Here is a 23,838-nt window from a genome sequence, read left to right as displayed (position 1 = left end):
ATCCCACCTGCGGGGGTCGCGCCGACAGCGGGCGTCAGCCCCTGCGGCGCACCACCTTGCCGGGATTGAGGATCCCGGCGGGGTCGAGCGCGTCCTTGATCGAGCGGTGCACGTCGGCCGACACCGGGCCGATCTCGCGCTCCAGCCAGTCGGCCTTGAGCGTGCCGACGCCGTGCTCCCCGGTGATCGTGCCGCCGAGCGACAGGCCCAGCTCGAGGATGGCGTCGAAGGCCTCCACCGCCCGCGCCCGCTGGTCGGCGTCGGTCGCGTCGAACACGATCGTCGGGTGCATGTTGCCGTCACCGGCGTGCCCCATGACGCCGATGACCAGGCCGTACTGCGAGGAGATCGCGTCGCAGCCGTCGATGAACGTGGCCACCCGCGAGCGGGGCACGGCGACGTCGTCGAGCAGCACGCTGCCCAGCCGCTCGAGGGCCGGCAGCGCGGCGCGACGGGCGGCGAGCAGCAGGTCGCCCTCGGCCGGGTCGGCGGTGGAGTGCACGAGGTCGGCGCCGGCCGCCTCGCACAGCCGGGTCAGCTCGGCGATCTCGGCCAGCGCGGCCGCTCCCCCGGCGTCGGACCGGGCGACCAGCAGCGCCTGGGCGTCGCGGTCGAGGTCGGCCCGCAGCATGTCGTCGACCGCGCGGATGCAGGTGCGGTCCATCACCTCGAGCATGCTGGGCACCACCCGGCTGGTCACCACCGACTCGACGACCTGCCCGGTCTGCGCGCTGGTGGCGAAGGTGGCCACCAGGGTTACCGGGTCCGCGGCCGGCGCCGGCCGCAGCGCCAGGGTCGCCTCGGTGATGACGCCGAGGGTGCCCTCGGAGCCCACGAACAGCCGGGTGAGGTCGTAGCCGGCGACGCCCTTGACGGTGCGCCGTCCGGTCCGCAGCACCCGGCCGTCGGCGAGCACGACCTCCAGGCCGAGCACGTAGTCGGTGGTGACGCCGTACTTGACGCAGCACAGGCCGCCGGAGTTCATGGCCAGGTTGCCGCCGAGGGTGCACCAGTCGTAGCTGGCCGGGTCCGGCGGGTAGAACAGCCCCTCGGCGGCGACCGCGTCGCGCAGCGCCTTGTTGACCACGCCGGGCTGGACGACGGCCAGCCGGTCGGCCGCCGACACCTCCAGGACGGCGTCCATGCGGGTCAGCACCATGGTGATCCCGCCGTCGACGGCGTTGCTCGCGCCCACCAGGCCCGAGCCCGCGCCGCGCGGGACCACCGGGATGCCGTGCCGGGAGGCGAGCCGCACGACCGCGACGACGTCGTCGGTGCTGCGGGGGAAGACCACCGCGGCCGGGGTGCCGGCCTCGGCCATGAGCGCCTGGTCGCGGGCGTAGGCGACAGTGACGTCGGGGTCGGTGCGGACGGCGTCCGGCCCGAGCGCGGCGGTGAGTTCGTCGACCCAGGCGGTGGTGAGCGCGGTCACCGCCCCACGGTACGGCGGGGCCGGGGACCGGTCAGGCCAGGCCGAGGTCGGCGAGGGTGAACGCGGCGCGGTACTCCAGTCCGGCGGCCTCGACGGCGGCCCGCCCGCCGCGGTCGACGACCACCGCCACGCCCAGCACCTCGGCGCCGGCCTCCTGCAGGGCCTCGACGGCGGCCAGCGGGCTGCTGCCGGTGGTGGAGACGTCGTCGACGACGAGCACCGCCCGGCCGGTGACGTCGGGGCCCTCGATGCGGCGCTGCAGGCCGTGCGCCTTGCCCGTCTTGCGGACGACGCACGCGTCGAGGAACCCCTCCCCGGCCGCGGCGGCGTGCAGCATGGCCGCGGCCACCGGGTCGGCGCCCAGGGTCAGCCCGCCGACGACGTCGTAGCGCAGGTCGCCGGTGAGCTGGCGCATCACCCGGCCGACCAGCGGCGCGCCCTCGTGGTGCAGCGTCAGCCGGCGCATGTCGACGTACCAGTCGGCCTCCTGCCCGGAGGACAGCGTGACGCGCCCGCGGACGACGGCGAGGTCGACGACCAGCTGCAGCAGGCGGTCGCGGTCGGGGAGGGTGGCAGGAGCCGTCACCCGGCCGACCCTACGCAGGCCGGCGGCCCGGCTCCCTCCGTGGGAGCCGAGCCGCTGCTGGGAGCGGGCCCGTGCTCAGGCGGTCGGGGCCAGGACCTGGTCGACGATGTAGACGGTGGCGTTCGCCGTCTGCACGTTGCCGCAGATGACCGAGGCGGGGGTGCCGGTCACGGTCTGCGCCACCGTGAACGCCTCCCCGGACCCCTCGATGGTGATCTCGTCGCCGTTGAGGGTGGTGTGGGTGCCGGCCAGCTCCTCGGGGGCCAGGCGGCCCTCGATGACGTGGTGCGTGAGGATCGCGGTCAGCTGGGCGTTGTCGGCCAGCACGGCCTGCAGCTGGTCGGCCGGGATGGCCTCGAAGGCCGGGTTGGCCGGGGCGATGACGGTGACGTCCTGGGCGCTGTTGAGGGCGTCGACCAGGTTGGCCTGGGTGACGGCCTGCACCAGCGTGGACAGCACCGGGTTGTTGCTGGCGGCGGTGGCGACCGGGTCGTCGGTCATGCCGGTGAACGACCCCTCGCCGTCGGCCGGGACGGCGGTGCAGCCCGCGCCGAAGGGCTCGTCGCTGCTGGTCATGGCGGTGGTGCTCGAGGTGCTCTCCTCCGCCGCGCTGTCGGCCGTCGAGCTGCTGGTGTCCGAGGACGCCGAGCTGTCGGTGGAGCCGCTGTCGGAGGAGCCGCAGGCGCTCAGCGTCACCGCGAGGGTGGAGGCGGAGGCCAGCAGGATGCCGCGGGTCAGGGTCTTCGTCACGAGGTGCTCCTGGGGTCGTCGTCCGTGGTGGAGTCCCTCCCGGCCCGTTCGAGGGGACGGGAGAGGCGTCTGCGGCCGGCGGCCGAGACGGGTCTGGGGGTGCGGGGACCGCTACGTCGCGATCACCCGGATGGACTGCAGGCCGCTGGCGCCGTCCGGGAAGGGGGCGGCCCGTTCCTCGGTCTGCACCTCACCGTCGGCCGCGGTGGCGCGGACGGTGAGCTGGTAGGCGCCCGGGGCGAAGTCGTGGGGCAGCACCCACTGGCGCCACAGGTCGGCGTCGACCCGGGGGGACAGCTGCGCCTCCCGCCACTCGCCGTCGTCGATCCGGACCTCGACCCGGGCGATGCCGCGGGTCTGCGCCCAGGCCACCCCGGCGATCGCCGTCCGGCCGGCCGGGAAGCGGCGCAGCGGCACCGGGGTGTCGATGCGGGAGAAGAGCTTGACCGGTGCCTGCCGCGCCCAGTCGCGCTGGGTCCAGTAGACGTCGAAGGCGTCGTAGGTGGACGCCTCGATCTCGGTCAGCCACTTGCACGCCGAGACGTAGCCGTAGAGGCCGGGGATGAGCATCCGCACCGGGAAGCCGTGCTCCACCGGGAGCGGCTCGCCGTTCTGGCCGAAGGCGATCATCGCGTCCTCGACCTCGAGGGCCGCGCGGGTGGAGGCACCGATGGTCATGCCGTCCTGCGAGCGGCAGACGAGCTGGTCGGAGCCGGCCTGGATGCCGTTCTCCCGGAGCAGGGCGCCCAGCGGGACGCCGGTCCAGCGGGCCGTGCTGGCCAGGGTGCCGCCGACCTCGTTGGAGACGCAGGTCAGCGTGATGTCGCGCTCGATGACGTCGTCGCGGTCGAACAGGTCGGGCAACGTGTACCTGCACGGCGCGTCGAACATCCCGCGCAGCGTCAGCGAGTACTCCGACGGCCGGATCTGCGGCACGGTGAGGGCGGTGTCGACGCGGTAGAAGTCGCGGTTGGCGGTGAACAGCGGCGTCAGGCCGGGGACCCGCTCGGCGAGGTCGGCGCCGGCGGGCAGCGCCGGGGCCGGGGACGACGGCGGGGGCAGGGTGAGGTCCCCGCGCGCCCCGCTGACGTCGAAGCGGCGCTGCAGCAGCCGACCGGCACCACCGCTCACCGCGGCCGCGCCGAGGACGGCTCCGCCAGTGACGAAGAAGCGGCGGCGGTCCATGCCGGCGCCCTTGCGGTCGGCCGTGCCCAGCGCCCCGCGCAGCCGGTCCAGCACGACCTCGTCGGCGTGCCGCCGCGCGGCGCCGCCGTCGCCCGGCGGTGCGGCGTGCCGCGCGGGGGCGGGCACCGTCAGCGGCGCGACCAGCGCGAGCAGGGCGACGACGCCGACGACGGCGCCGGCCACCGAGGGCAGCGCGTCGAGCGGGCCGCCGGCGGGGCGGGTGACGGCCGCCAGCGCGCCGACCAGGCCGAAGGCGGCGGTGCCCGCGACGCCGGCCCGGCGCGAGCGCAGCGCGACCCGGCCGAGGACCACCGCGTACAGCGCGACCAGCACCAGGGTGCCGACGACGAGGGCGGTCTTGTCGTGCTCGCCGAACGTCGCGATGGCGAACTGCTTGACCGGCTCGGGGACCAGCGTGATGACCGTGCCCCCCACCGCCACGACGGGCGAGGAGGACGGGCCCACGAGGCCGGCCGCGAGCTCGGCGGCACCCAGGGCGACGGCCGCGGCCGGCAGCCCGGCGAGCCCGGCGAGCAGCCGGCGCCGGCGCCGGCCGGAGGGGGTCGGGGCCCCGTCCGGTCCGGTGGCCGGCGTGGCGGCCTGCTCGGTGGTGGTCACGGACTGTCTTCGCCGTCAACCGCCCGATGGGTTCAGTCCCGCGGTCACGGTTGCGTAACGGGCCGTCAGCGCAGCCCGGCCTGCCGGCGCGCGGTCATCGCGCGGTACCACTCGCTCGACGGCCGCACCGCCAGCGCGACGACCCCGACCAGCGTGATGAGCAGCGAGAAGACCGACAGCGAGTCGAGGAAGCCCGAGCCCGCGATGCCCCCGCCGGTGCCGGACAGGGCGCTCAGGCCGAGCAGCACGCTCAGGCCCCCGAGCACCAGCAGGACGACGCGCGCCCAGTTGCGGCCCTTCCAGGCCAGCCAGATGAACAGCGCCTGCAGCGCGGTGAGCAGCAGGCCGATCACCGCACCGACGACGATCCCGGCGCGGACGACGTCCTCGGTGATCGCCGGGTCGTCGGCGGCCGCGGAGGCCTGCGCGACCAGGCCGTCGAGGTCGGAGAACTGCACCGCGGACGCGACGAGGCCGAGGATGAAGGCGGCGAGGAAGGCCCCGATCCCCACCCGGACGGGAGTCGGCCGCTCCGGCGCCGCGGACGGGAACTGCGGGCCGGGAGCCGACGGGGCGGGGGCGTAGCCGGAGGGCGGCCCCGGCCGGCCCTGCGGCGGCGGGCCCGGGGGCGGTGGACCCTGGGGCGGCGGGTTCTGCCAGCCCTGCCCCGGCGGCGCCTGCCAGCCCGGCTGTCCCTGCGGCGGCCGGCCCTGCTGGGGGTCCCAGTCGCCCTGTCCTGACGTCATCCCTGCTCCCTGTCGTGTCTCGGGTGTCCCGCCGATCGTCACGGACGGTGCAGGCCGCGGGCCAGGAGGTGTGGCCGATCGACACCGGATCGGTGCGGACGCGCGAGGGCCCGCCGCCCCGGTCGGGACGGCGGGCCCTCGAGAACGCTCCTCCGGCCTGCCTGCAGGGGAGGCAGGGAGGTCCTCTCTCAGGCGCGGCGGACGGTGAGGCCCTCCTCGGCCAGGTCCGCGGGCGCGTCGACGACGACCTCGTCGCCGTCCCGGATGTCGCCGGCCAGCAGCGACCGGGCCAGCGGGTCGCCGATCGCCGACTGCACCAGCCGGCGCAGCGGACGGGCGCCGTAGACCGGGTCGAACCCGTTGATCGCCAGCCACTCGCGGGCGGCGTCGGTGACCGTCAGCGTCAGCCGGCGCGCGGCCAGCCGGCGGGCGAGCACCCCGACCTGGATGTCGACGATCCCGGCCAGCTCCTCGCTGCCCAGCGCGCGGAACACCACGACGTCGTCGAGCCGGTTGAGGAACTCCGGCTTGAAGTGCGACCGGACGACGTCCATCACCGCGGCGCGGCGCGCCTCCTCCGGCAGCGACTGGTCGGCGATGAGCTGCGAGCCGAGGTTCGACGTCAGCACCAGGATGGTGTTGCGGAAGTCGACCGTGCGCCCCTGCCCGTCGGTGAGCCGGCCGTCGTCGAGCACCTGCAGCAGCACGTCGAAGACGTCGGGGTGGGCCTTCTCCACCTCGTCGAGCAGCACGACGGTGTAGGGCCGCCGCCGCACCGCCTCGGTGAGCTGACCGCCGGCCTCGTAGCCGACGTAGCCCGGAGGGGCACCGACGAGGCGGGCCACCGAGTGCTTCTCGGAGTACTCGCTCATGTCGATGCGGACCATCGCCCGCTCGTCGTCGAACAGGAACTCCGCCAGCGCCTTGGCCAGCTCGGTCTTGCCCACGCCCGTGGGGCCGAGGAACAGGAAAGAGCCGGTGGGCCGGTCCGGGTCGGAGATGCCCGAGCGCGCCCGGCGGACGGCGTCGGACACCGCGCGGACGGCGTCGGGCTGGCCGACGACGCGCCGGCCGAGGTCGTCCTCCATGCGCAGCAGCTTCTGCGTCTCGCCCTCGAGCAGCCGGCCCGCGGGGATGCCGGTCCAGGCCTGCACGACCTCGGCGATGTCGTCGGGGCCGACCTCCTCCTTGAGCATCGACTCGCCGGTCTCCACCGACTCCTCGGCCCGGACCAGCGAGCGCTGCAGCTCGGGCAGCCGGCCGTAGCGCAGCTCCGCGGCCCGGGCGAGGTCGCCGTCGCGCTCGGCCCGGTCGGCCTCGGTGCGCACCGACTCGAGCTCCTCCTTGATCCGCTGGATCCGCTCGATGGCCGACTTGTCCTGCTGCCAGCGGGCGGTCAGCTCGTCGAGCTGCTGCCGGCGGTCGGCGAGGTCGGCGCGCAGCGCGGCCAGGCGCTCCTGGGAGGACGGGTCGTCCTCCTTGGCCAGCGCCATCTCCTCGATCTCCATGCGGCGCACGGCCCGCTCGACCTCGTCGACCTCCACCGGGCGGCTGTCGATCTCCATGCGCAGCCGGCTGGCGGCCTCGTCGACCAGGTCGATGGCCTTGTCGGGCAGGAAGCGCGCGGTGACGTAGCGGTCGGACAGCGTGGCGGCGGCGACGATCGCGGCGTCGGTGATCCGCACGCCGTGGTGCACCTCGTAGCGCTCCTTGAGGCCGCGCAGGATGCCGATGGTGTCCTCGACGGAGGGCTCGCCGACGAAGACCTGCTGGAAGCGGCGCTCGAGGGCGGGGTCCTTCTCGATGTGCTCGCGGTACTCGTCGAGCGTGGTGGCGCCGACCATGCGCAGCTCGCCGCGGGCCAGCATCGGCTTGATCATGTTGCCGGCGTCCATCGCCGAGTCGCCGGTGGCGCCGGCCCCGACGATGGTGTGCAGCTCGTCGATGAAGGTGACCACCTGGCCCTCGGCCTCGGTGATCTCCTGCAGCACGGCCTTGAGCCGCTCCTCGAACTCCCCGCGGTACTTGGCGCCGGCCACCATCGCGCCCAGGTCGAGCGCCATGAGCCGCTTGCCCTTGAGGCTCTCGGGGACGTCGCCGGCCACGATCCGCTGGGCCAGGCCCTCGACGATCGCCGTCTTGCCGACGCCGGGCTCGCCGATGAGCACCGGGTTGTTCTTGGTGCGGCGGGAGAGCACCTGCACGACGCGGCGGATCTCGGTGTCGCGGCCGATGACCGGGTCGATCTTGCCCTCGCGGGCGCGCTCGGTGAGGTCGACGGCGAACTTCTCCAGCGCCTGGAAGGTGCTCTCCGGGTCGGCGGTGGTCACCCTGCGGTTGCCGCGGACGGTGCGGAACGCCGCCAGCAGCGCGTCGCGGGTGGCCCCGGCGCTGGTGAGCACCGCGCCGGCCTCGCCCTCCGAGTCGGCCAGGCCGACGAGCAGGTGCTCGGTGGAGACGTACTCGTCGCCCAGCGCGCTGGCCTGCTCGCCGGCGGCGTTGACCACGCGCAGCAGCTCGCGTGACGGCGAGGGTGCGGCGACGGTCGCCCCCCGGACGCTGGGCATGCGCCGCAGCGCGGCCTCGGCCTTGGCGCGGACGTCGGCCGGGTCGGCCCCGGTCGCGGTGAGCAGCGGGCCGGCGATCCCGTCGGTCTGCTGCAGCAGGGCCACCAGCAGGTGCAGCGGCTCGAGGGCGGCCTGCCCCCGGTCGACGGCGAGCCGCTGGCCGGCGGCGAACGCCTCCTGGGAACGGGTGGTGAGCTTGCTCTCCATGGTCGGTGCGGACGGTCCTCTCGTCGGGCGGGTGGCCGGGTCGTCCCGGCCGGTTCGGTGTCGTGAGCTGCAACGAGTCAGGAGTTGAGTCTGTTCCGCTCAAGTCCTCCTACTTCCCGGGGAGCAACGGGACCTTGCCCGGAGGGGTTGACGCCAGACACAACTGCATGCCACGCGACAAGATGGTCCCTACACTCGGCGCCATGACCCAGACGTCCGAGGAGCCCCGCCTCCCCTCGCCGAGCGTGGCCCTCGACGACCAGCTCTGCTTCGCCCTCTACGCCGCCTCCCGCGCGATGACCGCGCGCTACCGGCCGATGCTCGAGGAGCTGGGCCTCACCTATCCCCAGTACCTCGTGATGATGCTGCTGTGGGAGGAGGACCAGCAGACCGTCGGCCAGCTCGGCCACCGGCTCGCGCTGGACAGCGGCACCCTCTCCCCGCTCCTCAAGCGGCTGACCTCCGCCGGCCTGGTCACCCGCCACCGCCGGGTGGAGGACGAGCGCTCGGTGTCCATCGCGCTCACCGACGAGGGCCGCGCCCTCCGGGACAAGGCGTTCGCGATCTCCCAGGACATGATCTGCGCGCTGCGGCTCGACGTCGACGACTTCGCCGACCTCAAGCAGACGCTGCACGTGCTCACGCAGCGGGTGAACGAGTCGCCGCGCAGCTCCTGACCGGCCGGTGGGTTGCGCCCAACCCACCGGGGTAGGGCGGCGGGGTCCGGCCGGCGAGACGACGCCGGCACCCCGATCGGAAGGCACCCGCATGCCCACCCGTACCGCACGCACCGCCTGGAACGGCACCTTGGAGCAGGGGTCCGGCCAGGTCGAGCTGAGCAGCAGCAAGGTCGGCACCTACGAGGTCAGCTTCCCCAAGCGGGCCGCCGACGAGGCCGGGGGCACCACCAGCCCCGAGGAGCTCGTCGCCGCGGCCCACTCCGCCTGCTACGCGATGCAGCTGTCGGCCATCATCGCGGAGGCCGGTGGCACGCCGCAGTCGCTGGAGGTCTCCGCCGACGTCTCCCTCGGCCCGGACCCGGCGGGCGGCTTCCGGCTCACCGGCATCCAGCTGACGGTGCGCGGCGAGGTCGAGGGCCTCGACGCCGCGGGCTTCGAGAAGGCCGCGCAGGACGCCAAGGTCGCCTGCCCGGTGAGCAAGGCGCTGACCGGCGTCGACATCTCCCTGGACGCAGCCCTCGAGAGCTGACGCGCCACACGACGACGGCCCGCTCCCCCATCGGGGAGCGGGCCGTCGTGCGTCCTCGGCCGGCTACCGGGCGGTGCCGACCCGGTCGTCCTCGGCCAGGGCCGGCCCGGACTCCCGGCGCAGCTGCTCCTCGCCGCTCTCCGTGCGCAGGGCCACCTCGCGGATCAGCAGGATCGCCACGACGGCGGCCACGGCGATCACCGCGGAGACGAGGAAGACCCGCCCGGTCGCGTCGCCGTAGGAGACCCGGATGAGCTCCTGGACCGGCGCCGGCGCGTCGGCGAGGTCGGCCAGGCCGACACCGCCCCCACCGGACGCGGCAGCGGCCTCCGGCGGCAGCCCGGCGGCGATGAGGTCGCCGACGCGGGCGCTGAGCACCGCGCCGAGCACCGAGACGCCGATCGTGCCGCCCAGGCTGCGGAAGAAGGCGACCGCGGAGCTGGCCGCGCCGAGGTCGGTGGCCGCGACGGTGTTCTGCACGGCCAGCACCAGGTTCTGCATCGTCATGCCGATGCCCACGCCGAGCACGAACAGGAAGACCCCGAGCAGGACCATGTCGGTCTCGTGGTCGATGGTCGCGAGCAGCCCGAAGCCGGTCACGACGAGGAGGGAGCCGGCCACCAGGAAGCCCTTCCACCGGCCGTAGCGGGTGATGAGCACGCCCGAGACGGTCGAGGAGACCAGCAGCCCGCCGACCATCGGGATGGTGAGCAGACCGGCCGCCGTCGGCGAGTAGCCGCGGGAGATCTGCAGGTACTGGCCGAGGAAGACCGACGAGCCGAACATCGCCACACCGATCGCGACGCTGGCGACGATGGCCAGCGTGGTCGTCCGGTCGCGGAAGAGCCGCAGCGGGACGATCGGCTCCGTGGCCCGGAGCTCGGTCACCACGAAGGCCACGACCGCCGCGATGCCGCCCGAGAGGAACAGGGCGGTCTCCGTGGACGCCCAGGCGAAGGTGTCCCCGGCCAGGGTGACCCAGATGAGCAGGGCCGAGACACCGGCGGCGAGGAACGCGGCGCCCAGGTAGTCGATGTGCACCCTCCGCCTGGTCACCGGCAGGTGCAGGGTGCGCTGCAGCAGCACCAGGGCCACGACGCCGAACGGGACGCCGACGTAGAAGCACCAGCGCCAGCCCAGCCAGCTGGTGTCGACCAGCAGGCCGCCGAGCAGCGGGCCACCCACCGTGGCCACGGCCATGACGCTGCCGAGCAGGCCGGAGTACCGGCCCCGCTCGCGCGGACTGATCATCGCGGCCATCGCGATCTGCACCAGCGCCTGCAGGCCGCCGAGCCCCAGGCCCTGCAGCACGCGCCAGGCGATGAGCGTCTCCACCGACTGCGACAGGCCGGCCAGCATCGAGCCGACGACGAAGACCACGATCGAGAGCTGGATGAGCAGCTTCTTGCTGAAGAGGTCGGCGAGCTTGCCCCAGATCGGCGTGGACGCCGTCGACGCGAGCAGGGTCGCGGTGACCACCCACGTGTACTGGCTCTGGGTGCCGCGCAGGTCGGTGATGATCGTGGGCAGGGCGTTGGAGACGACGGTCGAGGACAGGAAGGCCACGAACATCGCCAGCAACATCCCCGAGAGCGCCTCGAGGATCTGGCGGTGGCTCATCCGGCCCTGCTGCTCGGCCGGCGCCTCGGCGGCCGTGCCGGGGGCGGACGGCGCGGGGGCGGCCGGGCCGGCGGCGCCGGTGTCGGGTTCGCGGGTGGTGGTCACGGTGCTCCTGGACGGTTCGCGGTGGGTCGGGGAGGGCCGCGACGTCGGTGGCGCGGGTGCGGGGGCGGGAGGACGGGCGCCGCTCACGAGGCGGCCCCCATGGGCTGGCGGGCCGGCGTGGCGGCGCGGTCGAGGTCGGCGGCGAGGCGCTCGACGAGCTCGCCGAGCCGGCGGGCGTCGTCCTCGTCCCAGTCGGCGAGCGCGGCGGTGGCCCACGCCGAGCGCAGCTCGCGGGTGCGCTCGAGCGCGGCGGCGCCGGCCGGGGAGAGCCCGATGAGGCTGGCCCGGCCGTCGTGCGGGTCGGGCCGGCGCTCGACGTAGCCGTCCCGCTCGAGGGCGGCGACCTGGCGGCTGGCGACGGAGACGTCGACGCCGGCGTGCGCGGCCAGGGCGCTGCAGCGCTGCTCGCCGTCCCGCTCGAGCGGGACCAGCAGCGTCCAGCCGAAGGAGGGCAGCCCGCCGTAGACGGACTCGGCCGCGCGGGAGGAGACGTGCCGGCCGGTGCGCAGCAGCTGCACGACGCCGGCGACCAGGCGGTCGCGGGTGGCGGAGGAGAGGGGCATGGCGTCCTCGCGGGAGGAGAAGTGCTTGCAGACCACAACCATACATCCAGTTGGTTGTAGTCGGCAACTTCTTACCGTGTCAGCCGGCGGGCGCCCGGTCCTCGCGGAGCTCGGCGGCCAGGGCCGCGGCGGCCGACTGCAGCAGCGGCACCACCCGCGCGACGGCGTCCATGCCGAGCCGGCCGGCCGGTCCGGACACCGAGATCGCCCCGGCCGCCCAGCCGCCGGGCACCGGGACGGCGACGCAGCGGACACCGGCCTCCTGCTCACCGTCGTCGACGGCGTAGCCCTGCTCGGCGATGCCCGGGAGCTCGGCGAGCAGCCGGTCGGGATCGGTGACCGTGCGCTCGGTGCGCAGCGGCATGCCGGCGCTGTCGAGCAGCCGGCGGGCCTGCTCGGGTGCCAGCTGGGCCAGCAGCACCTTGCCCACACCCGTGCAGTGCAGGTGCACCCGCCGCCCGACCTCGGTGAACATCCGCATCGAGTGCCGGGACGGCACCTGGGCGGCGTAGACGACGCGGTCGCCGTCGAGCATCGCCAGGTTGGCCGTCTCGCCGATGGCGTCGACCAGCCGGGTCAGGTGCGGCTGCGCCCAGGTGGCCAGCGTGCGCGAGGAGCACTCGCCCAGGTGGATCAGCCGAGGGCCCAGGACGTAGCGCCGCGACGGCATCTGCCGCACGTAACCGCGACCGACCAGCGTGCGCACCAGCCGGTGGATGGTCGACACCGGCAACCCGCTGTCGGCCGCCAGGCGGCTGATGGCGACCTCACCACCGGCGTCGGCCATCAGCTCGAGGAGCACGAACGCCCGCTCGAGCGACTGGACCCCGTCCGCCGCTCCTCCGGCCACCACCGCACCTCCGCCCGGGGCCCCGTCTTGCGCCACGGTGACCGGGCGCACTACCGTCCGGCCCACCGTTTTCCGGAATGTAGACCTCCCTTTCCACTGTGCGGAACACTCGGCATCCTCCCGGGTGACCCGCCCGGAGACGGGCGCGACCGGATGCCGGGACCGGCGGGAGCGAGTAGACCCATCCCATCCACACCGACGCGACGAGGCGGACGGGAGGCCGGCACGTGAGCGGCATGCACGGCACGGAGACGACAGCGGGACCGATCGAGGGCCCGGTCCCGCCGGAGGCCACGAGCGCCACCGGCGAGGCGGGCAGCAACCCGCAGGCCATGGCCGCGGTGGTCGCCGCGGTCGAGGCGGCGCTGCCGCCGGACGCGGTGGTCAGCGACCACATCCGGCTGCGCACCTACGAGTGCGACGGGCTGGCGCACTACCGGGTGACACCGGCGCTGGTGGTGCTGCCCGAGACCACCGAGCAGCTGGCCGCCGTGGTGCGGGCCTGCTCCGACCACGGGGTCCCGTTCGTCGCCCGCGGGTCGGGCACCGGCCTGTCCGGCGGCGCCCTCCCCCGGGCCGACGGCGTCCTCGTCGTCACCTCGCGGATGCGCACCATCCACGAGATCCGCCCCGAGGACCAGCGGGCCGTCGTCGACCCCGGCGTCATCAACCTCGACGTCACGCACGCGGCCGGCCCGAAGGGCTACTACTACGCACCCGACCCGAGCAGCCAGCAGATCTGCTCGATCGGCGGCAACCTCGCCGAGAACTCCGGCGGGGCGCACTGCCTGAAGTACGGCTTCACCACCAACCACGTCCTCGGCGCGGAGTTCGTGACGCCGCAGGGCGACGTCGTCCAGCTCGGCGGGATGGCCCCCGACAGCCCCGGCTACGACCTGCTCGGGGCCGTCGTGGGCTCCGAGGGCACGCTCGGCATCGCGACGCGCACGATCGTCAAGCTGACCCGCCTCCCGCAGGAGGTGCGCACGGTGCTCGCCGGGTTCGCCTCCACCGACGACGCCGGCGCGGCGACCTCGGCCATCATCGGCGCCGGCATCGTGCCCGCGGCGATCGAGATGATGGACGCGCTGGCCATCGAGGCCGCCGAGGCCGCCACGCACTGCGACTACCCGGCCGGCGCCGGGGCGGTGCTCGTCATCGAGCTCGACGGCGCGGCGGTCGAGGTCGAGCACGAGTTCGCCCAGGTCGAGCGCATCTGCCAGGAGCACCACGCCTTCGCCACCCGCGTGGCCACCGACCCGGCCGAGCGGGCGCTGATCTGGAAGGGCCGCAAGTCCGCGTTCGCCGCGGTCGGCCGGATCAGCCCCGACTACATCGTGCAGGACGGCGTCATCCCGCGGACGGCGCTGCCCGGCGTGCTGCGGTCGATCGCCGAGCTGTCGGAGTCCTCGGGCGTGCGGGTGGCCAACGTCTTCCACGCCGGTGACGGGAACCTGCACCCGCTGGTCCTCTTCGACGACGCGGTGGAGGGCGCCGCGGAGGCCGCCGAGGCCGTCAGCGGCGCCATCCTCGACCTCTGCATCTCCCACGGCGGGTCGATCACCGGCGAGCACGGCGTCGGCATCGACAAGGCCGCCTACATGCCGAAGATGTTCAGCGACGAGGACCTCGACACCATGCAGCTGGTCCGCTGCGCGTTCGACCCCGACGGCGTGGCCAACCCGGGCAAGGTCTTCCCCACACCGCGGCTGTGCGGCGAGGTGCCCGGGAAGAAGAAGGGCGCCCCGCACCCGCTGGTCGCGGCCGGCAAGGCGACCGCCTTCTGATGGGAGCCTCCTGATGACCACCCTCGACGTCGACCTGGCCGCCGCGCGCACCGCGCTGTCCGCCGCATGCGGGGAGGTCGCCGACGCCGGCCCCGCCGACGCCGTCGACGGCGTGACGCCGGCCCTGGTGGCCCGCCCGGGCTCCACCCCGGAGGTCGCCGAGGTGCTGCGGGCGGCCGCCGCGCACCGGCTCGCCGTCGTCCCGCGCGGCCGCGGCACCAAGCTCACCTGGGGCCGGCCGCCCGAGCGGGCCGACCTCGTCGTCGACCTGAGCCGGATGGACGCCGTCCTCGACCACGCCGCCGGCGACCTCATCGTCGAGGCCCAGGCCGGGACGACGCTGGCCGAGGTGCAGCGCACCGTCGCCGGCGCCGGCCAGCGGCTGGCCCTCGACGAGACGGTGCCCGGGGGCAGCGTCGGCGGCACGCTGGCCACCAACGCCAGCGGCCCGGGCCGGGTGGCCTTCGGCACCGCCCGCGACCTGCTCATCGGCGTCACCGTCGTCCGCGCGGACGGCGTGGTGGCCAAGGCCGGCGGCCGGGTGGTGAAGAACGTCGCCGGCTACGACCTCGGCAAGCTGGTCATCGGCTCGTTCGGCACGCTCGCCGTCGTCACCGAGGCGGTGTTCCGGCTGCACCCGCTGCCGGCCGCCCGCAGCGTGGTGTCCGCGCCGTTCGAGCGGCCGGAGGAGGCCCAGCGCCTGGTGCAGGCGGTGCTGCAGGCCCAGGTGGTGCCCTCCGCGGTCGAGGTCTCCTGGCGCCCTGGCGGTACCGGAACCGTCTCGGTGCTGCTCGAGGGCATCGAGGCCGGCGTCGAGGGCCGCACCGCCACCACCCGGCAGCTGCTGGGCGAGGCGTCCTCCGCCGCCGCCGGGCTGCCGGAGGACTGGGCCGCCCTCCCGTGGGCGGGGCGCCCCGGCCGCCCGACCGCGCTCAAGGCGACGTTCGCGCTCTCCGGGCTGGCCCGGGTGCTCGAGACCGCCCGCGCGGTGGCCGCCGACACGGGCCTCGACCTCGACCTGCGCGGGTCGGCCGGCGCCGGCGTCCTGCACGGAGCCCTCGCCGCCGACGCCGACCCCGCCGCGGTGGCGCGCGTCGTCGAGCGGCTGCGCGCCGAGTGCACCGACGTCGGGGGTGCCCTGGTGGTGCTGGACGCCGCCCCGGAGGTCGCGGCCGCGGTGGACACCTGGGGCCCGGTGCCGGCGCTGGACCTCATGCGCCGGGTGAAGGAACGGTTCGACCCCGAGCGCCGCCTGGCGCCCGGACGGTTCGTGGGAGGCATCTGATGACGACGACGCCGGAGCGTCCGGTGGAGCTGGGGATGCCCGGCCGCGGCGCGTTCGACGGGGACCACCCGCCGTCGAAGGAGCTGATCAGTGACTGCGTGCACTGCGGGTTCTGCCTGACCACCTGCCCCACGTACACGCTGTGGGGCGAGGAGATGGACTCCCCCCGGGGGCGCATCTACCTGATGAAGTCGGGGCTCGAGGGCGAGCCCATGACCGACTCGATGGTGCAGCACTTCGACGCCTGCCTGGGCTGCATGGCCTGCGTGACGGCGTGCCCGTCGGGCGTGCAGTACGACAAGCTCATCGAGGCCACCCGGGCCCAGGTGGAGCGCAACCACGACCGCTCCCCGGGCGACCGCGCGCTGCGCAACGCGATCTTCGCGCTGTTCCCCTACAAGCGGCGGCTGCGCGCGCTGCGCGGTCCGCTGCGGCTCTACCAGCGCAGCGGCCTGCCGAAGGTGGTCCGCCGCAGCGGCCTGCTCGAGCGGCTCGCGCCGAAGCTGGCCGTGATGGAGAGCCTGGCGCCGCCGCTGGAGAAGCGGGAGCCGATCCCCGCGCGGACGCCGGCGACCGGCACCCGCCGGGCCGTCGTCGGGCTGCTCACCGGGTGCGTGCAGGGCGAGTTCTTCCCCGGCGTCAACGCCGCCACCGTGCGGGTGCTGGCCGCCGAGGGCTGCGACGTCATCGTGCCGCAGTCACAGGGCTGCTGCGGGGCGCTGTCGGTGCACAACGGCCGCGACGACGAGGCCAAGCGCTTCGCCCGCCGCACCGTCGAGGCCTTCGAGAGCGCCGGCGTGGACTGGGTCGTGGTCAACGCGGCCGGCTGCGGCTCGAGCATGAAGGAGTACGCCGACCTGCTCGCCGACGACCCGGCCTACGCCGAGCGGGCCCGGGCGTTCACCGACAAGGTGCGCGACGTCTCGGAGATCCTCGCCGAGCTGGGCACCGTCGCCACGCGGCACCCCCTCGAGGTCACCGTCGCCTACCACGACGCCTGCCACCTGGCGCATGCCCAGGGCGTCCGCGCCCAGCCGCGGGCGCTGCTGCAGGAGATCCCCGGCCTGCAGCTGCGGGAGATCCCCGAGGCGGCCATCTGCTGCGGCTCGGCCGGCATCTGGAACGTGCTCAACCCCGAGCCCGCCCGCGAGCTCGGCGACCGCAAGGCCGCCAACATCGCCTCCACCGGGGCGGCCCTGCTGGTGACGGCCAACCCCGGCTGCCTCATGCAGGTGGCCTCCTCGCTGCAGCGCCGCGGCACGGACATCGGGATGGCGCACACCGTCGAGGTCCTGGACGCCTCCATCCGCGGGCTCCCGGTGTCCGCGCTGGGCGTCAGCACCTGAGCGCGGGCCCTGCCCCCAGGGCCCCTCCTGCTTCCCCACCGCCCCTGTCCCACCCAGCCTCGGGCCCTCAACGCCGAGGGAAGGAGCCCCGATGTTCGAACAGGTCGTCGACCCCGTCGGGGGGTCACTCGCCCTCAGCGCCCTGGTGGCAGCCGTCCCGCTGCTCACGCTGTTCGTGCTCCTCGGCGCGCTCAAGGTCAAGGCGTGGCTGGCCGGCCTGATCTCGCTGGCCGTCGCGCTCGTCCTGGCCATCCTCGCGTTCCGCATGCCGGTCGGGCAGGCCGTCCTGTCGGCGACCGAGGGCGCCGCCTTCGGGTTCTTCCCGATCCTGTGGATCGTCATCAACGCGATCTGGGTCTACAACCTCACCGTCGCCACCGGGCACTTCGACGTCCTGCGGCGGTCCTTCGAGAAGGTCAGCCCCGACCAGCGGATCCAGGCCATCATCGTGGCCTTCTGCTTCGGTGCCCTGCTCGAGGCGCTCGCGGGCTTCGGCACGCCGGTGGCCATCAGCGTCGTCATGCTGATGACGCTGGGCTTCCAGCCGATGAAGGCGGCCGCGGTGGCACTGATCGCGAACACCGCGCCGGTGGCCTTCGGCGCGCTGGCCACCCCGATCGTCACCCTCGCCACCGTCACCTCCGGCGTCAGCGACGACGCGCGGCTCACCGTCGACACCCTCGGCGCGATGGCCGGCCGGCAGACGCCGATCCTGGCCGCGTTCGTGCCGCTGGTGCTGGTGCTCGTCGTCGACGGCAGGCGCGGGCTCAAGGACACCTGGCTCGAGGCCCTCGTCGCCGGCGTCGCCTTCGGCGTCGCGCAGTTCATCGCCGCGAACTACATCTCGGTGCCGCTGACCGACATCATCGCCGCGCTCGTGGCCGCGGCCGCTGTCGTCGCCGTCGTCCGCGTGCGCAAGGCGAGCTACGAGCCGGTCACCGCGGCCACCCTGGCCGGCGGCACGGCGGCCGCCGGTGGCCGCGGCCGCGACCGGGGCGGCGTCGGCGCCACCGCCGGCGAGGAGCTCGGTGACGCGCCGGGTCGCCAGTCCGCGCGCGACCCGCACGCCCCGCGGGCCGGGGCCGAGGGGGTTCCGGCGCTGCCCGACACCACGGCGGAGGTCGCCAAGGCCTACGCCCCCTACGGGATCATCATCGTGATCTTCGCCCTGGCGAACCTCGCGCCCGTCAAGGCCGCGCTCGCCGAGGCACCGTGGACGACGACGTTCCCCTGGCCCGGGCTGAACGTGTTCGCGGCCGGCTCGAGCGAGGAGCTGGCGTCGACGACGTTCACCTTCAACTGGTTGCCCGCCGCCGGCACGCTCATGATCATCGCCGGGCTGCTGACCATGCTCGTCCTGCGGGTCTCGCCCGGGCGGGCGCTGAAGGCCTACGTCGACACCTACCGCGAGCTCAAGTGGGCCATCGTCACCGTCATGGCGGTGCTCGCCCTGGCCTACGTGCTCAACCAGTCGGGCATGACCGGCCACCTCGGCCGGCTGCTGGCCGAGACCGGCGGCTTCTTCGCCTTCCTGTCGCCCATCCTCGGCTGGATCGGCGTCGCGGTGACCGGCTCGGACACCTCCGCCAACGCGCTGTTCGGGGCGCTGCAGGTGCAGGCGGCGACCAACGCCGGCCTCGACCCGGTGCTGCTGGCGGCGGCCAACTCCTCCGGCGGCGTCATGGGCAAGATGGTCAGCCCGCAGAACCTGGCCATCGCGGCCGCCGCGGTGGGCATGGCCGGCCGGGAGGGCGAGCTGTTCCGCAAGGTCTTCGGCTGGAGCATGCTGCTGCTCCTGCTGATGTGCCTGATCGTGGTGCTGCAGGCCTCACCGGTGCTCGACTGGATGGTGCCCGGGTCCTGAGGGAGGACCCTCCGCAGGGTCGTCGATGACGACGGCGCCCCCGTACCGGTCCGGTACGGGGGCGCCGTCGCGTCGGCTCAGTCGCGGCCGGCCGACTCCGCCTCGCGGGCCTCGCCGAGCCGGTTGAGCCGGGCCAGCAGCTCGCCGAGCGTGGCGACGTCCTGGGCCGGCCAGCCCGACATGTCGGCCTCCCAGCGGGCGCGGCGCACCTCGCGGATGCGGGCCAGGCGGGCCGAGCCCTCCGCCGAGGTGCTGAGCACCTGCGCCCGCCCGTCGTCCGGGTCGGGCTCGCGGGTGACCATGCCGAGGTCGACCAGCGAGGCCACCTGGCGGCTGACCGTGCTCTTGTCCAGGCCGAGCCGGGTGACCAGGTCGCTGGCCCGCAGCGGGCCGGCGTCCTGCAGCAGGGCGAGCAGGCCGTAGGCCGCGCCGTCGAGGTCGGGGTGCAGCTCGCGGGCCAGCCGGGCCGAGATGGCCCGCGACCGGCGCAGCAGCAGGCCGATCTCCCGCTCCAGCCGGACGAAGGACTCGTGCGCGTCCGGCCGCTGCGGGACCTGCTCGGCGCTCACCGCTCGCCCCGGGGGTGCCAGACGACGAGCGCGGAGCTGGCCTGCCGGACCGGCACCAGGTCGGCCCGCCGCAGCGGGGTGCCGAAGCCGCTGCGTAGGGCGGACTCCGCGGCGATCCGCCGGCGCTCGGCGTCCTCGAGGTCGTCGACCAGCTCGTGCACCCGCTGCCGCAGCGCCTCGACCTGCGACTCGAGGTCGATGATGCGCTTGATGCCGGCCAGGTTGACGCCGTCCTCCTGGGACAGGCGCTGCACCTCCCGCAGCAGGGCGACGTCGCGGGGGCTGTACCGGCGGCCCCCGCCGGGCGTGCGGCCCGGCGTCACCAGGCCGAGGCGGTCGTACTGGCGCAGCGTCTGCGCGTGCATGCCGGCCAGCTCGGCGGCCACCGAGATGACGAAGACGGGGGCGTCCTCGGCCACCGCGCGGGCGGCGTCGCGCCGCTCGTGCCCGTCGGCGCTCACCGGGAGCTCCCCTTGTCCGCGCCCTTCTCCACCAACGCGGTGATCTGCGGCCGCGGGTCGGGCAGCTCGGCGTCGAGCGTCTTGACCGCCCGCTCCGCCTCGGCCGAGAGCCGCTGCGGGACGGCGACCTCGACGGTGACCAGCAGGTCGCCCGAGCGGCCGCGGCCGGGGACACCCCGCCCGCGGACTCGCAGCGTCCGCCCGCTCGCGGTGCCCGGCGGGACCTTCAGCGTGACGTTGCCGTCGAGGGTGGGCACGGTCAGCGTCGTCCCGAGGACCGCCTCGGGGAAGGTGACCGGCACGGTGAGCGTCAGGTCGTCGCCCTTGCGGCCGAACAGGTCGTGGTCGCTGACGTGCACGACGACGAACAGGTCGCCGGCCGGGCCGCCCCGCCGGCCGGGAGCGCCCTTGCCGGCCAGCCGGATGCGCTGGCCGTCCTTGACGCCCGACGGGATCCGCACGGTGATCGTGCGGGTCTGCGTGGTGACGCCGTTGCCCGCACACGTGGGGCACGGGTCGTCGATCACCGACCCGCTGCCACGGCAGGCGCGGCAGGGCTCGGAGAAGGCGAACGCGCCCTGGCTGCGGCTGGTGACGCCGGCACCGCCGCACACCTCGCAGGTGTGCGGGGAGGTGCCCGGGCGGGCGCCGCTGCCGTGGCAGGTCGGGCAGGTGCCCGGGCTCTGCATGCGCAGCGGCACCGTCACGCCGAGGACGGCCTCCTCGAACGACAGCGTCGCCTCGGTCTCGACGTCCTGCCCGCGGGCCGGGCCGGACGCCGCCTGCGAGCGGGCGCGCGCCGAGCCCGGGGCGGCACTCCCCCCACCGCCGAAGATGTTGCCGAAGATGTCGCCGAGCCCGCCGGCACCGGCACGGCCGGCCCCGCCCGCGGCACCCCCGAAGAGGTCGCCGAGGTCGAAGGGCTGACCGCCGCCGCTGCCGCCGGGGAAGCCACCCGGGAACCCGGCCCGCGCCCCGGCGCCGCCGGAGCCGAAGAGCCGGCGGGCCTCGTCGTACTCCCCGCGCCGCTTGGGGTCGGAGAGCACGTCGTAGGCCTCCGAGACCTCCTTGAAGCGGGTCTCGGCGTCGGCGTCGCCCGGGTTCTTGTCCGGGTGCAGGTCGCGGGCCAGCTTGCGGTAGGCCTTCTTGATCTCCGCGGCGTCGGCGCTCTGGGAGACGCCCAGCGCGGCGTAGTAGTCCTTCTCGATGAAGTCCCGAGTGCTCATCGGGCGCCTCCTCTCCTCACGTCGGGACGGCCGGTCAGCCGGCGGCCGGGGTCTCCCCCGGCACACCGCCGCCGGTCGTCGTCTCCGCGCCGGTCGCGTGCTGGGCGGCCGGCTCCGGCGCCGCGCCACCGGCCGGCTCGGTCACGGCCACCATGGCGGTGCGCAGCACGCGCTCGCCACGGCGGAAACCCTGCCGCAGCACCGTCGTCGCCGTCGGCACCTCGACCGTGTCGGACGTGTCGTGCAGGACGGCCTCGTGCAGCGCCGGGTCGAACGGGTCGCCCGCGACGCCGAAGGCCTCCACGCCCAGCCCGTCGAGGACGCCGAGGACGCGGTCGGCCACCACCTTGAAGGCGCCGGTGAGGTCACCGTGGTCGCGGGCCCGCTCGATGTCGTCGACCACCGGGAACAGCTGCGCGGCGAACCGCTCGGCGGCCTGGTCGACGACGAGGGTGCGGTCGCGGTCGACGCGCCGCCGGTAGTTGGCGTACTCGGCGGTCACCCGCTGCAGGTCCTCGGTGCGCTCGGCCAGCTGCCGGACGACGTCGTCGCCGTCCGCCGCGACCGCGTCCGGGGTGACCTCCGGGCCGGTGACCGTCTCGTTCTCGCTCATCTGCTCCCCTGGCGATGGGTCGGCTGTGGACGGGCCCGGCGGGGCGCCGGCCGGCTGCTCGCCGGCCGGCGCCCGCACCGCGCCGCTGACGGGGTCGATCCGCCGCTTGTCACGGATCACGACCCGCGGCTGCTCGTCCCCCTGGCTCATCGGCGGTCGGCGTCCTCGTCGACGATCTCGGCGTCGACGACGTCGTCGTCACCCGACGGGGCCGAGGCACCCGCGGCACCGGCGCCACCCGTCGCACCGTTCCCGGTGCCGGCGGCACCGGCCTCGGCCTGCTGGGCGTAGAGCGCCCCGCCGACCTCCTGCGAGACCCGGGCGACCTTCTCCTGCGCCGACTTGATCGCGGCGATGTCCGAGCCGCCGAGGGCGGAGCGCAGCTCGGTGAGGGCCTCGCCCAGCTCCTCCTTCTTGTCGGCCGGGATCCGCTCGCCGTTCTCGGCCAGGAACTTCTCGGTCTGGTACTGCAGCGACTCGGCCAGGTTGCGGGTCTCGGCCTCCTCGCGGCGGCGCTTGTCCTCCTCGGCGTGGGCCTCGGCGTCGCGCATCATCCGCTCGATGTCGTCCTTCGGGAGGGCCGAGCCGCCGGTGATGGTCATCGACTGCTCCTTGCCCGTGCCGAGGTCCTTGGCGGTCACGTGCACGATGCCGTTGGCGTCGATGTCGAAGGCGACCTCGATCTGCGGCACCCCGCGCGGCGCCGGGGGCAGGCCGGTCAGCTCGAACATGCCGAGCTTCTTGTTGTACATCGCCATCTCGCGCTCGCCCTGGAACACCTGGATCTGCACGGAGGGCTGGTTGTCGTCGGCCGTCGTGAAGATCTCCGAGCGCTTGGTCGGGATCGTGGTGTTGCGCTCGATGAGCTTCGTCATGATCCCGCCCTTGGTCTCGATGCCCAGGGACAGCGGGGTGACGTCGAGCAGCAGGACGTCCTTGACCTCACCGCGGAGGACACCGGCCTGCAGGGACGCGCCGATGGCGACGACCTCGTCCGGGTTGACGCCCTTGTTGGGCTCCTTGCCGCCGGTCAGCTCGCGGACCAGGTCGGTGACGGCCGGCATGCGGGTCGAGCCGCCGACGAGGACGACGTGGTCGATCTGGCCGATGGAGATGCCGGCGTCGCGGACGACCTGGTTGAACGGCGCGCGGGTGCGCTCGAGCAGGTCGGCGGTCATCCGCTGGAACTCCGCGCGGGTGATCGTGACGTCGAGGTGCAGCGGGCCCTCGGCACCGGCGGTGATGTAGGGCAGGTTGACGTTGGTCGACTGCGCGCCCGACAGCTCGATCTTGGCCTTCTCGGCGGCCTCGCGGAGCCGCTGCATGGCCAGCTTGTCCTTGGACAGGTCGATGCCGTTCGAGGCGTTGAAGGTCTTGACCAGGTGGTCGACCACCTTCTGGTCCCAGTCGTCACCGCCGAGGTGGTTGTCACCCGCGGTGGCCTTGACCTCGATGACGCCCTCGCCGATCTCGAGCAGCGAGACGTCGAAGGTGCCACCGCCGAGGTCGAAGACGAGGATCGTCTGCTCGGTCTCGCCCTTGTCCAGGCCGTAGGCCAGCGCGGCCGCGGTGGGCTCGTTGACGATGCGCAGGACGTTGAGGCCCGCGATCTCACCGGCCTCCTTGGTGGCCTGGCGCTGGGCGTCCTCGAAGTAGGCCGGGACGGTGATGACGGCGTCGGTCACCGGCTCGCCCAGGTAGGTCTCGGCGTCCCGCTTGAGCTTCTGCAGGATGCGGGCGCTGATCTCCTGCGGCGTGTAGCGCTTGCCGTCGATCTCGCCGGTCCGCCAGTCGGTGCCCATGTGGCGCTTGACCGAGCGGATGGTGCGGTCGACGTTGGTGACCGCCTGGTTCTTCGCCGACTGGCCGACGAGGACCTCGCCGTTCTTGGCGAAGGCGACCACCGACGGGGTGGTGCGCGAGCCCTCGGAGTTCGCGATGACCGTCGGCTCGCCGCCCTCGAGGACGGTGACGACGGAGTTGGTGGTGCCGAGGTCGATACCGACCGCTCGAGCCATGAGCTGGCCTCTCTTCCGTGTGCGTACTGGGGGTCGTGCTGGTCCGGAGGTCGTCGGGCGGTCCCGGCGCGGCGCTCACAGCCGCCTTGCGTCGGGTCCGCTCAACTTTCCTGCCCACCCTAACGGCACTCCCGCTCCGGGTGTTCCCCGCCCCGCCGCCGTCCTCCTCCGTGACGTGGCCCACACGCCGCTCACCCCTCGGGGGCGCCTCCCCCTCCCCGCCCTGACAAC

At 74.5% G+C, this 23,838-nt stretch carries 20 protein-coding genes; 6 read left to right on the top strand and 14 right to left on the bottom strand.

Translation table 11 applies throughout. From position 1 onward, the window contains the following. Positions 1-34 precede the first annotated feature (34 nt). The 6 genes from LY71_RS22045 to clpB all read right to left on the bottom strand — a co-directional run bounded on the left by LY71_RS22045 (position 35) and on the right by clpB (position 8,091). Positions 35-1,432, bottom strand: coding sequence for an FAD-binding oxidoreductase (locus LY71_RS22045; RefSeq protein WP_106281865.1), 1,398 nt, complete (start codon positions 1,430-1,432; stop codon positions 35-37). A 31-nt stretch (positions 1,433-1,463) separates the two neighbouring features. Continuing rightward, entirely contained in the window at positions 1,464-2,018 is a 555-nt protein-coding gene (gene pyrE, locus LY71_RS22040; RefSeq protein WP_106281863.1) for an orotate phosphoribosyltransferase, read from the bottom strand. A gap of 75 nt (positions 2,019-2,093) precedes the next feature. After that, positions 2,094-2,768, bottom strand: a complete 675-nt coding sequence (locus LY71_RS22035) for a fasciclin domain-containing protein (RefSeq protein ID WP_106281861.1) — start codon at positions 2,766-2,768, stop codon at positions 2,094-2,096. A gap of 111 nt (positions 2,769-2,879) precedes the next feature. Next, a complete protein-coding gene (locus LY71_RS22030) occupies positions 2,880-4,571 on the bottom strand; it encodes a molybdopterin-dependent oxidoreductase (RefSeq protein WP_211297486.1) in 1,692 nt (563 codons plus the stop codon). 65 nt (positions 4,572-4,636) lie between these two features. Next, entirely contained in the window at positions 4,637-5,317 is a 681-nt protein-coding gene (locus LY71_RS22025; RefSeq protein ID WP_146146212.1) for a hypothetical protein, read from the bottom strand. 188 nt (positions 5,318-5,505) lie between these two features. After that, a complete protein-coding gene (gene clpB, locus LY71_RS22020; protein WP_106281857.1) occupies positions 5,506-8,091 on the bottom strand; it encodes an ATP-dependent chaperone ClpB in 2,586 nt (861 codons plus the stop codon). Between the two features lie 203 nt (positions 8,092-8,294). Here clpB and LY71_RS22015 point away from each other — a divergent pair, with 203 nt between their 5' ends. Together LY71_RS22015 and LY71_RS22010 are read left to right on the top strand one after the other, a co-directional pair. Further along, positions 8,295-8,768 (top strand): MarR family winged helix-turn-helix transcriptional regulator, encoded by a 474-nt coding sequence (locus LY71_RS22015; RefSeq protein WP_211297485.1) that lies wholly within the window; start codon positions 8,295-8,297, stop codon positions 8,766-8,768. Positions 8,769-8,859: 91 nt separating this feature from the next. Beyond that, the gene (locus tag LY71_RS22010; protein ID WP_106281855.1) at positions 8,860-9,300 is read left to right on the top strand and encodes an OsmC family peroxiredoxin; all 441 of its coding nucleotides are present in this window, start codon (positions 8,860-8,862) and stop codon (positions 9,298-9,300) included. A gap of 63 nt (positions 9,301-9,363) precedes the next feature. On the opposite strand, the gene LY71_RS22005 is transcribed toward LY71_RS22010, so the two are convergent. The 3 genes from LY71_RS22005 to LY71_RS21995 all read right to left on the bottom strand — a co-directional run bounded on the left by LY71_RS22005 (position 9,364) and on the right by LY71_RS21995 (position 12,438). Beyond that, positions 9,364-11,025 (bottom strand): DHA2 family efflux MFS transporter permease subunit, encoded by a 1,662-nt coding sequence (locus LY71_RS22005; protein ID WP_245888230.1) that lies wholly within the window; start codon positions 11,023-11,025, stop codon positions 9,364-9,366. Between the two features lie 83 nt (positions 11,026-11,108). Continuing rightward, positions 11,109-11,588, bottom strand: a complete 480-nt coding sequence (locus tag LY71_RS22000) for a MarR family winged helix-turn-helix transcriptional regulator (RefSeq protein ID WP_106281901.1) — start codon at positions 11,586-11,588, stop codon at positions 11,109-11,111. Between the two features lie 79 nt (positions 11,589-11,667). After that, positions 11,668-12,438: an IclR family transcriptional regulator gene (locus LY71_RS21995; protein ID WP_281261629.1), complete on the bottom strand. Its 771-nt coding sequence runs from the start codon at positions 12,436-12,438 to the stop codon at positions 11,668-11,670. A 236-nt stretch (positions 12,439-12,674) separates the two neighbouring features. Between LY71_RS21995 and LY71_RS21990 the strand changes: the two genes are divergently transcribed. The 4 genes from LY71_RS21990 to LY71_RS21975 all read left to right on the top strand — a co-directional run bounded on the left by LY71_RS21990 (position 12,675) and on the right by LY71_RS21975 (position 18,720). After that, positions 12,675-14,225, top strand: coding sequence for an FAD-binding oxidoreductase (locus tag LY71_RS21990; protein ID WP_245888238.1), 1,551 nt, complete (start codon positions 12,675-12,677; stop codon positions 14,223-14,225). A gap of 13 nt (positions 14,226-14,238) precedes the next feature. After that, positions 14,239-15,510 carry an FAD-binding oxidoreductase gene (locus tag LY71_RS21985; protein ID WP_106281851.1) on the top strand — a complete coding sequence of 424 codons (1,272 nt, stop codon included), beginning with the start codon at positions 14,239-14,241 and terminating at the stop codon, positions 15,508-15,510. Continuing rightward, entirely contained in the window at positions 15,510-16,856 is a 1,347-nt protein-coding gene (glcF, locus tag LY71_RS21980; protein ID WP_211297483.1) for a glycolate oxidase subunit GlcF, read from the top strand. The genes LY71_RS21985 and glcF overlap by 1 nt, the downstream gene beginning before the upstream one ends. A 91-nt stretch (positions 16,857-16,947) precedes the next feature. After that, entirely contained in the window at positions 16,948-18,720 is a 1,773-nt protein-coding gene (locus LY71_RS21975; protein ID WP_106281849.1) for an L-lactate permease, read from the top strand. Positions 18,721-18,797: 77 nt separating this feature from the next. Here the strand turns inward: LY71_RS21975 and LY71_RS21970 are convergent, their stop codons facing one another. Genes LY71_RS21970 through dnaK form a run of 5 tightly spaced genes read right to left on the bottom strand, consistent with a single transcriptional unit; the run spans position 18,798 to position 23,607 of the window. Continuing rightward, positions 18,798-19,289 carry a MarR family winged helix-turn-helix transcriptional regulator gene (locus LY71_RS21970; protein WP_106281848.1) on the bottom strand — a complete coding sequence of 164 codons (492 nt, stop codon included), beginning with the start codon at positions 19,287-19,289 and terminating at the stop codon, positions 18,798-18,800. After that, positions 19,286-19,750: a heat shock protein transcriptional repressor HspR gene (locus tag LY71_RS21965; protein WP_106281846.1), complete on the bottom strand. Its 465-nt coding sequence runs from the start codon at positions 19,748-19,750 to the stop codon at positions 19,286-19,288. Before LY71_RS21965 ends, LY71_RS21970 begins: the two co-directional genes overlap by 4 nt. Beyond that, positions 19,747-20,976: a molecular chaperone DnaJ gene (dnaJ, locus tag LY71_RS21960; RefSeq protein ID WP_106281844.1), complete on the bottom strand. Its 1,230-nt coding sequence runs from the start codon at positions 20,974-20,976 to the stop codon at positions 19,747-19,749. The genes LY71_RS21965 and dnaJ overlap by 4 nt, the downstream gene beginning before the upstream one ends. A 34-nt stretch (positions 20,977-21,010) precedes the next feature. Continuing rightward, positions 21,011-21,739, bottom strand: coding sequence for a nucleotide exchange factor GrpE (grpE, locus tag LY71_RS21955; protein WP_106281842.1), 729 nt, complete (start codon positions 21,737-21,739; stop codon positions 21,011-21,013). Continuing rightward, entirely contained in the window at positions 21,736-23,607 is a 1,872-nt protein-coding gene (gene dnaK / locus LY71_RS21950; RefSeq protein ID WP_106281840.1) for a molecular chaperone DnaK, read from the bottom strand. The genes grpE and dnaK overlap by 4 nt, the downstream gene beginning before the upstream one ends. Between the last annotated feature and the right edge of the window lie 231 nt (positions 23,608-23,838).

The sequence above is a fragment of the Geodermatophilus tzadiensis genome (genome assembly GCF_003002915.1).
In the GTDB taxonomy this organism is placed as follows: domain Bacteria; phylum Actinomycetota; class Actinomycetes; order Mycobacteriales; family Geodermatophilaceae; genus Geodermatophilus; species Geodermatophilus tzadiensis.
The sequence above is the reverse complement of the archived record's forward strand: the minus strand, read 5'-3'. Positions and strand labels throughout refer to the sequence as shown.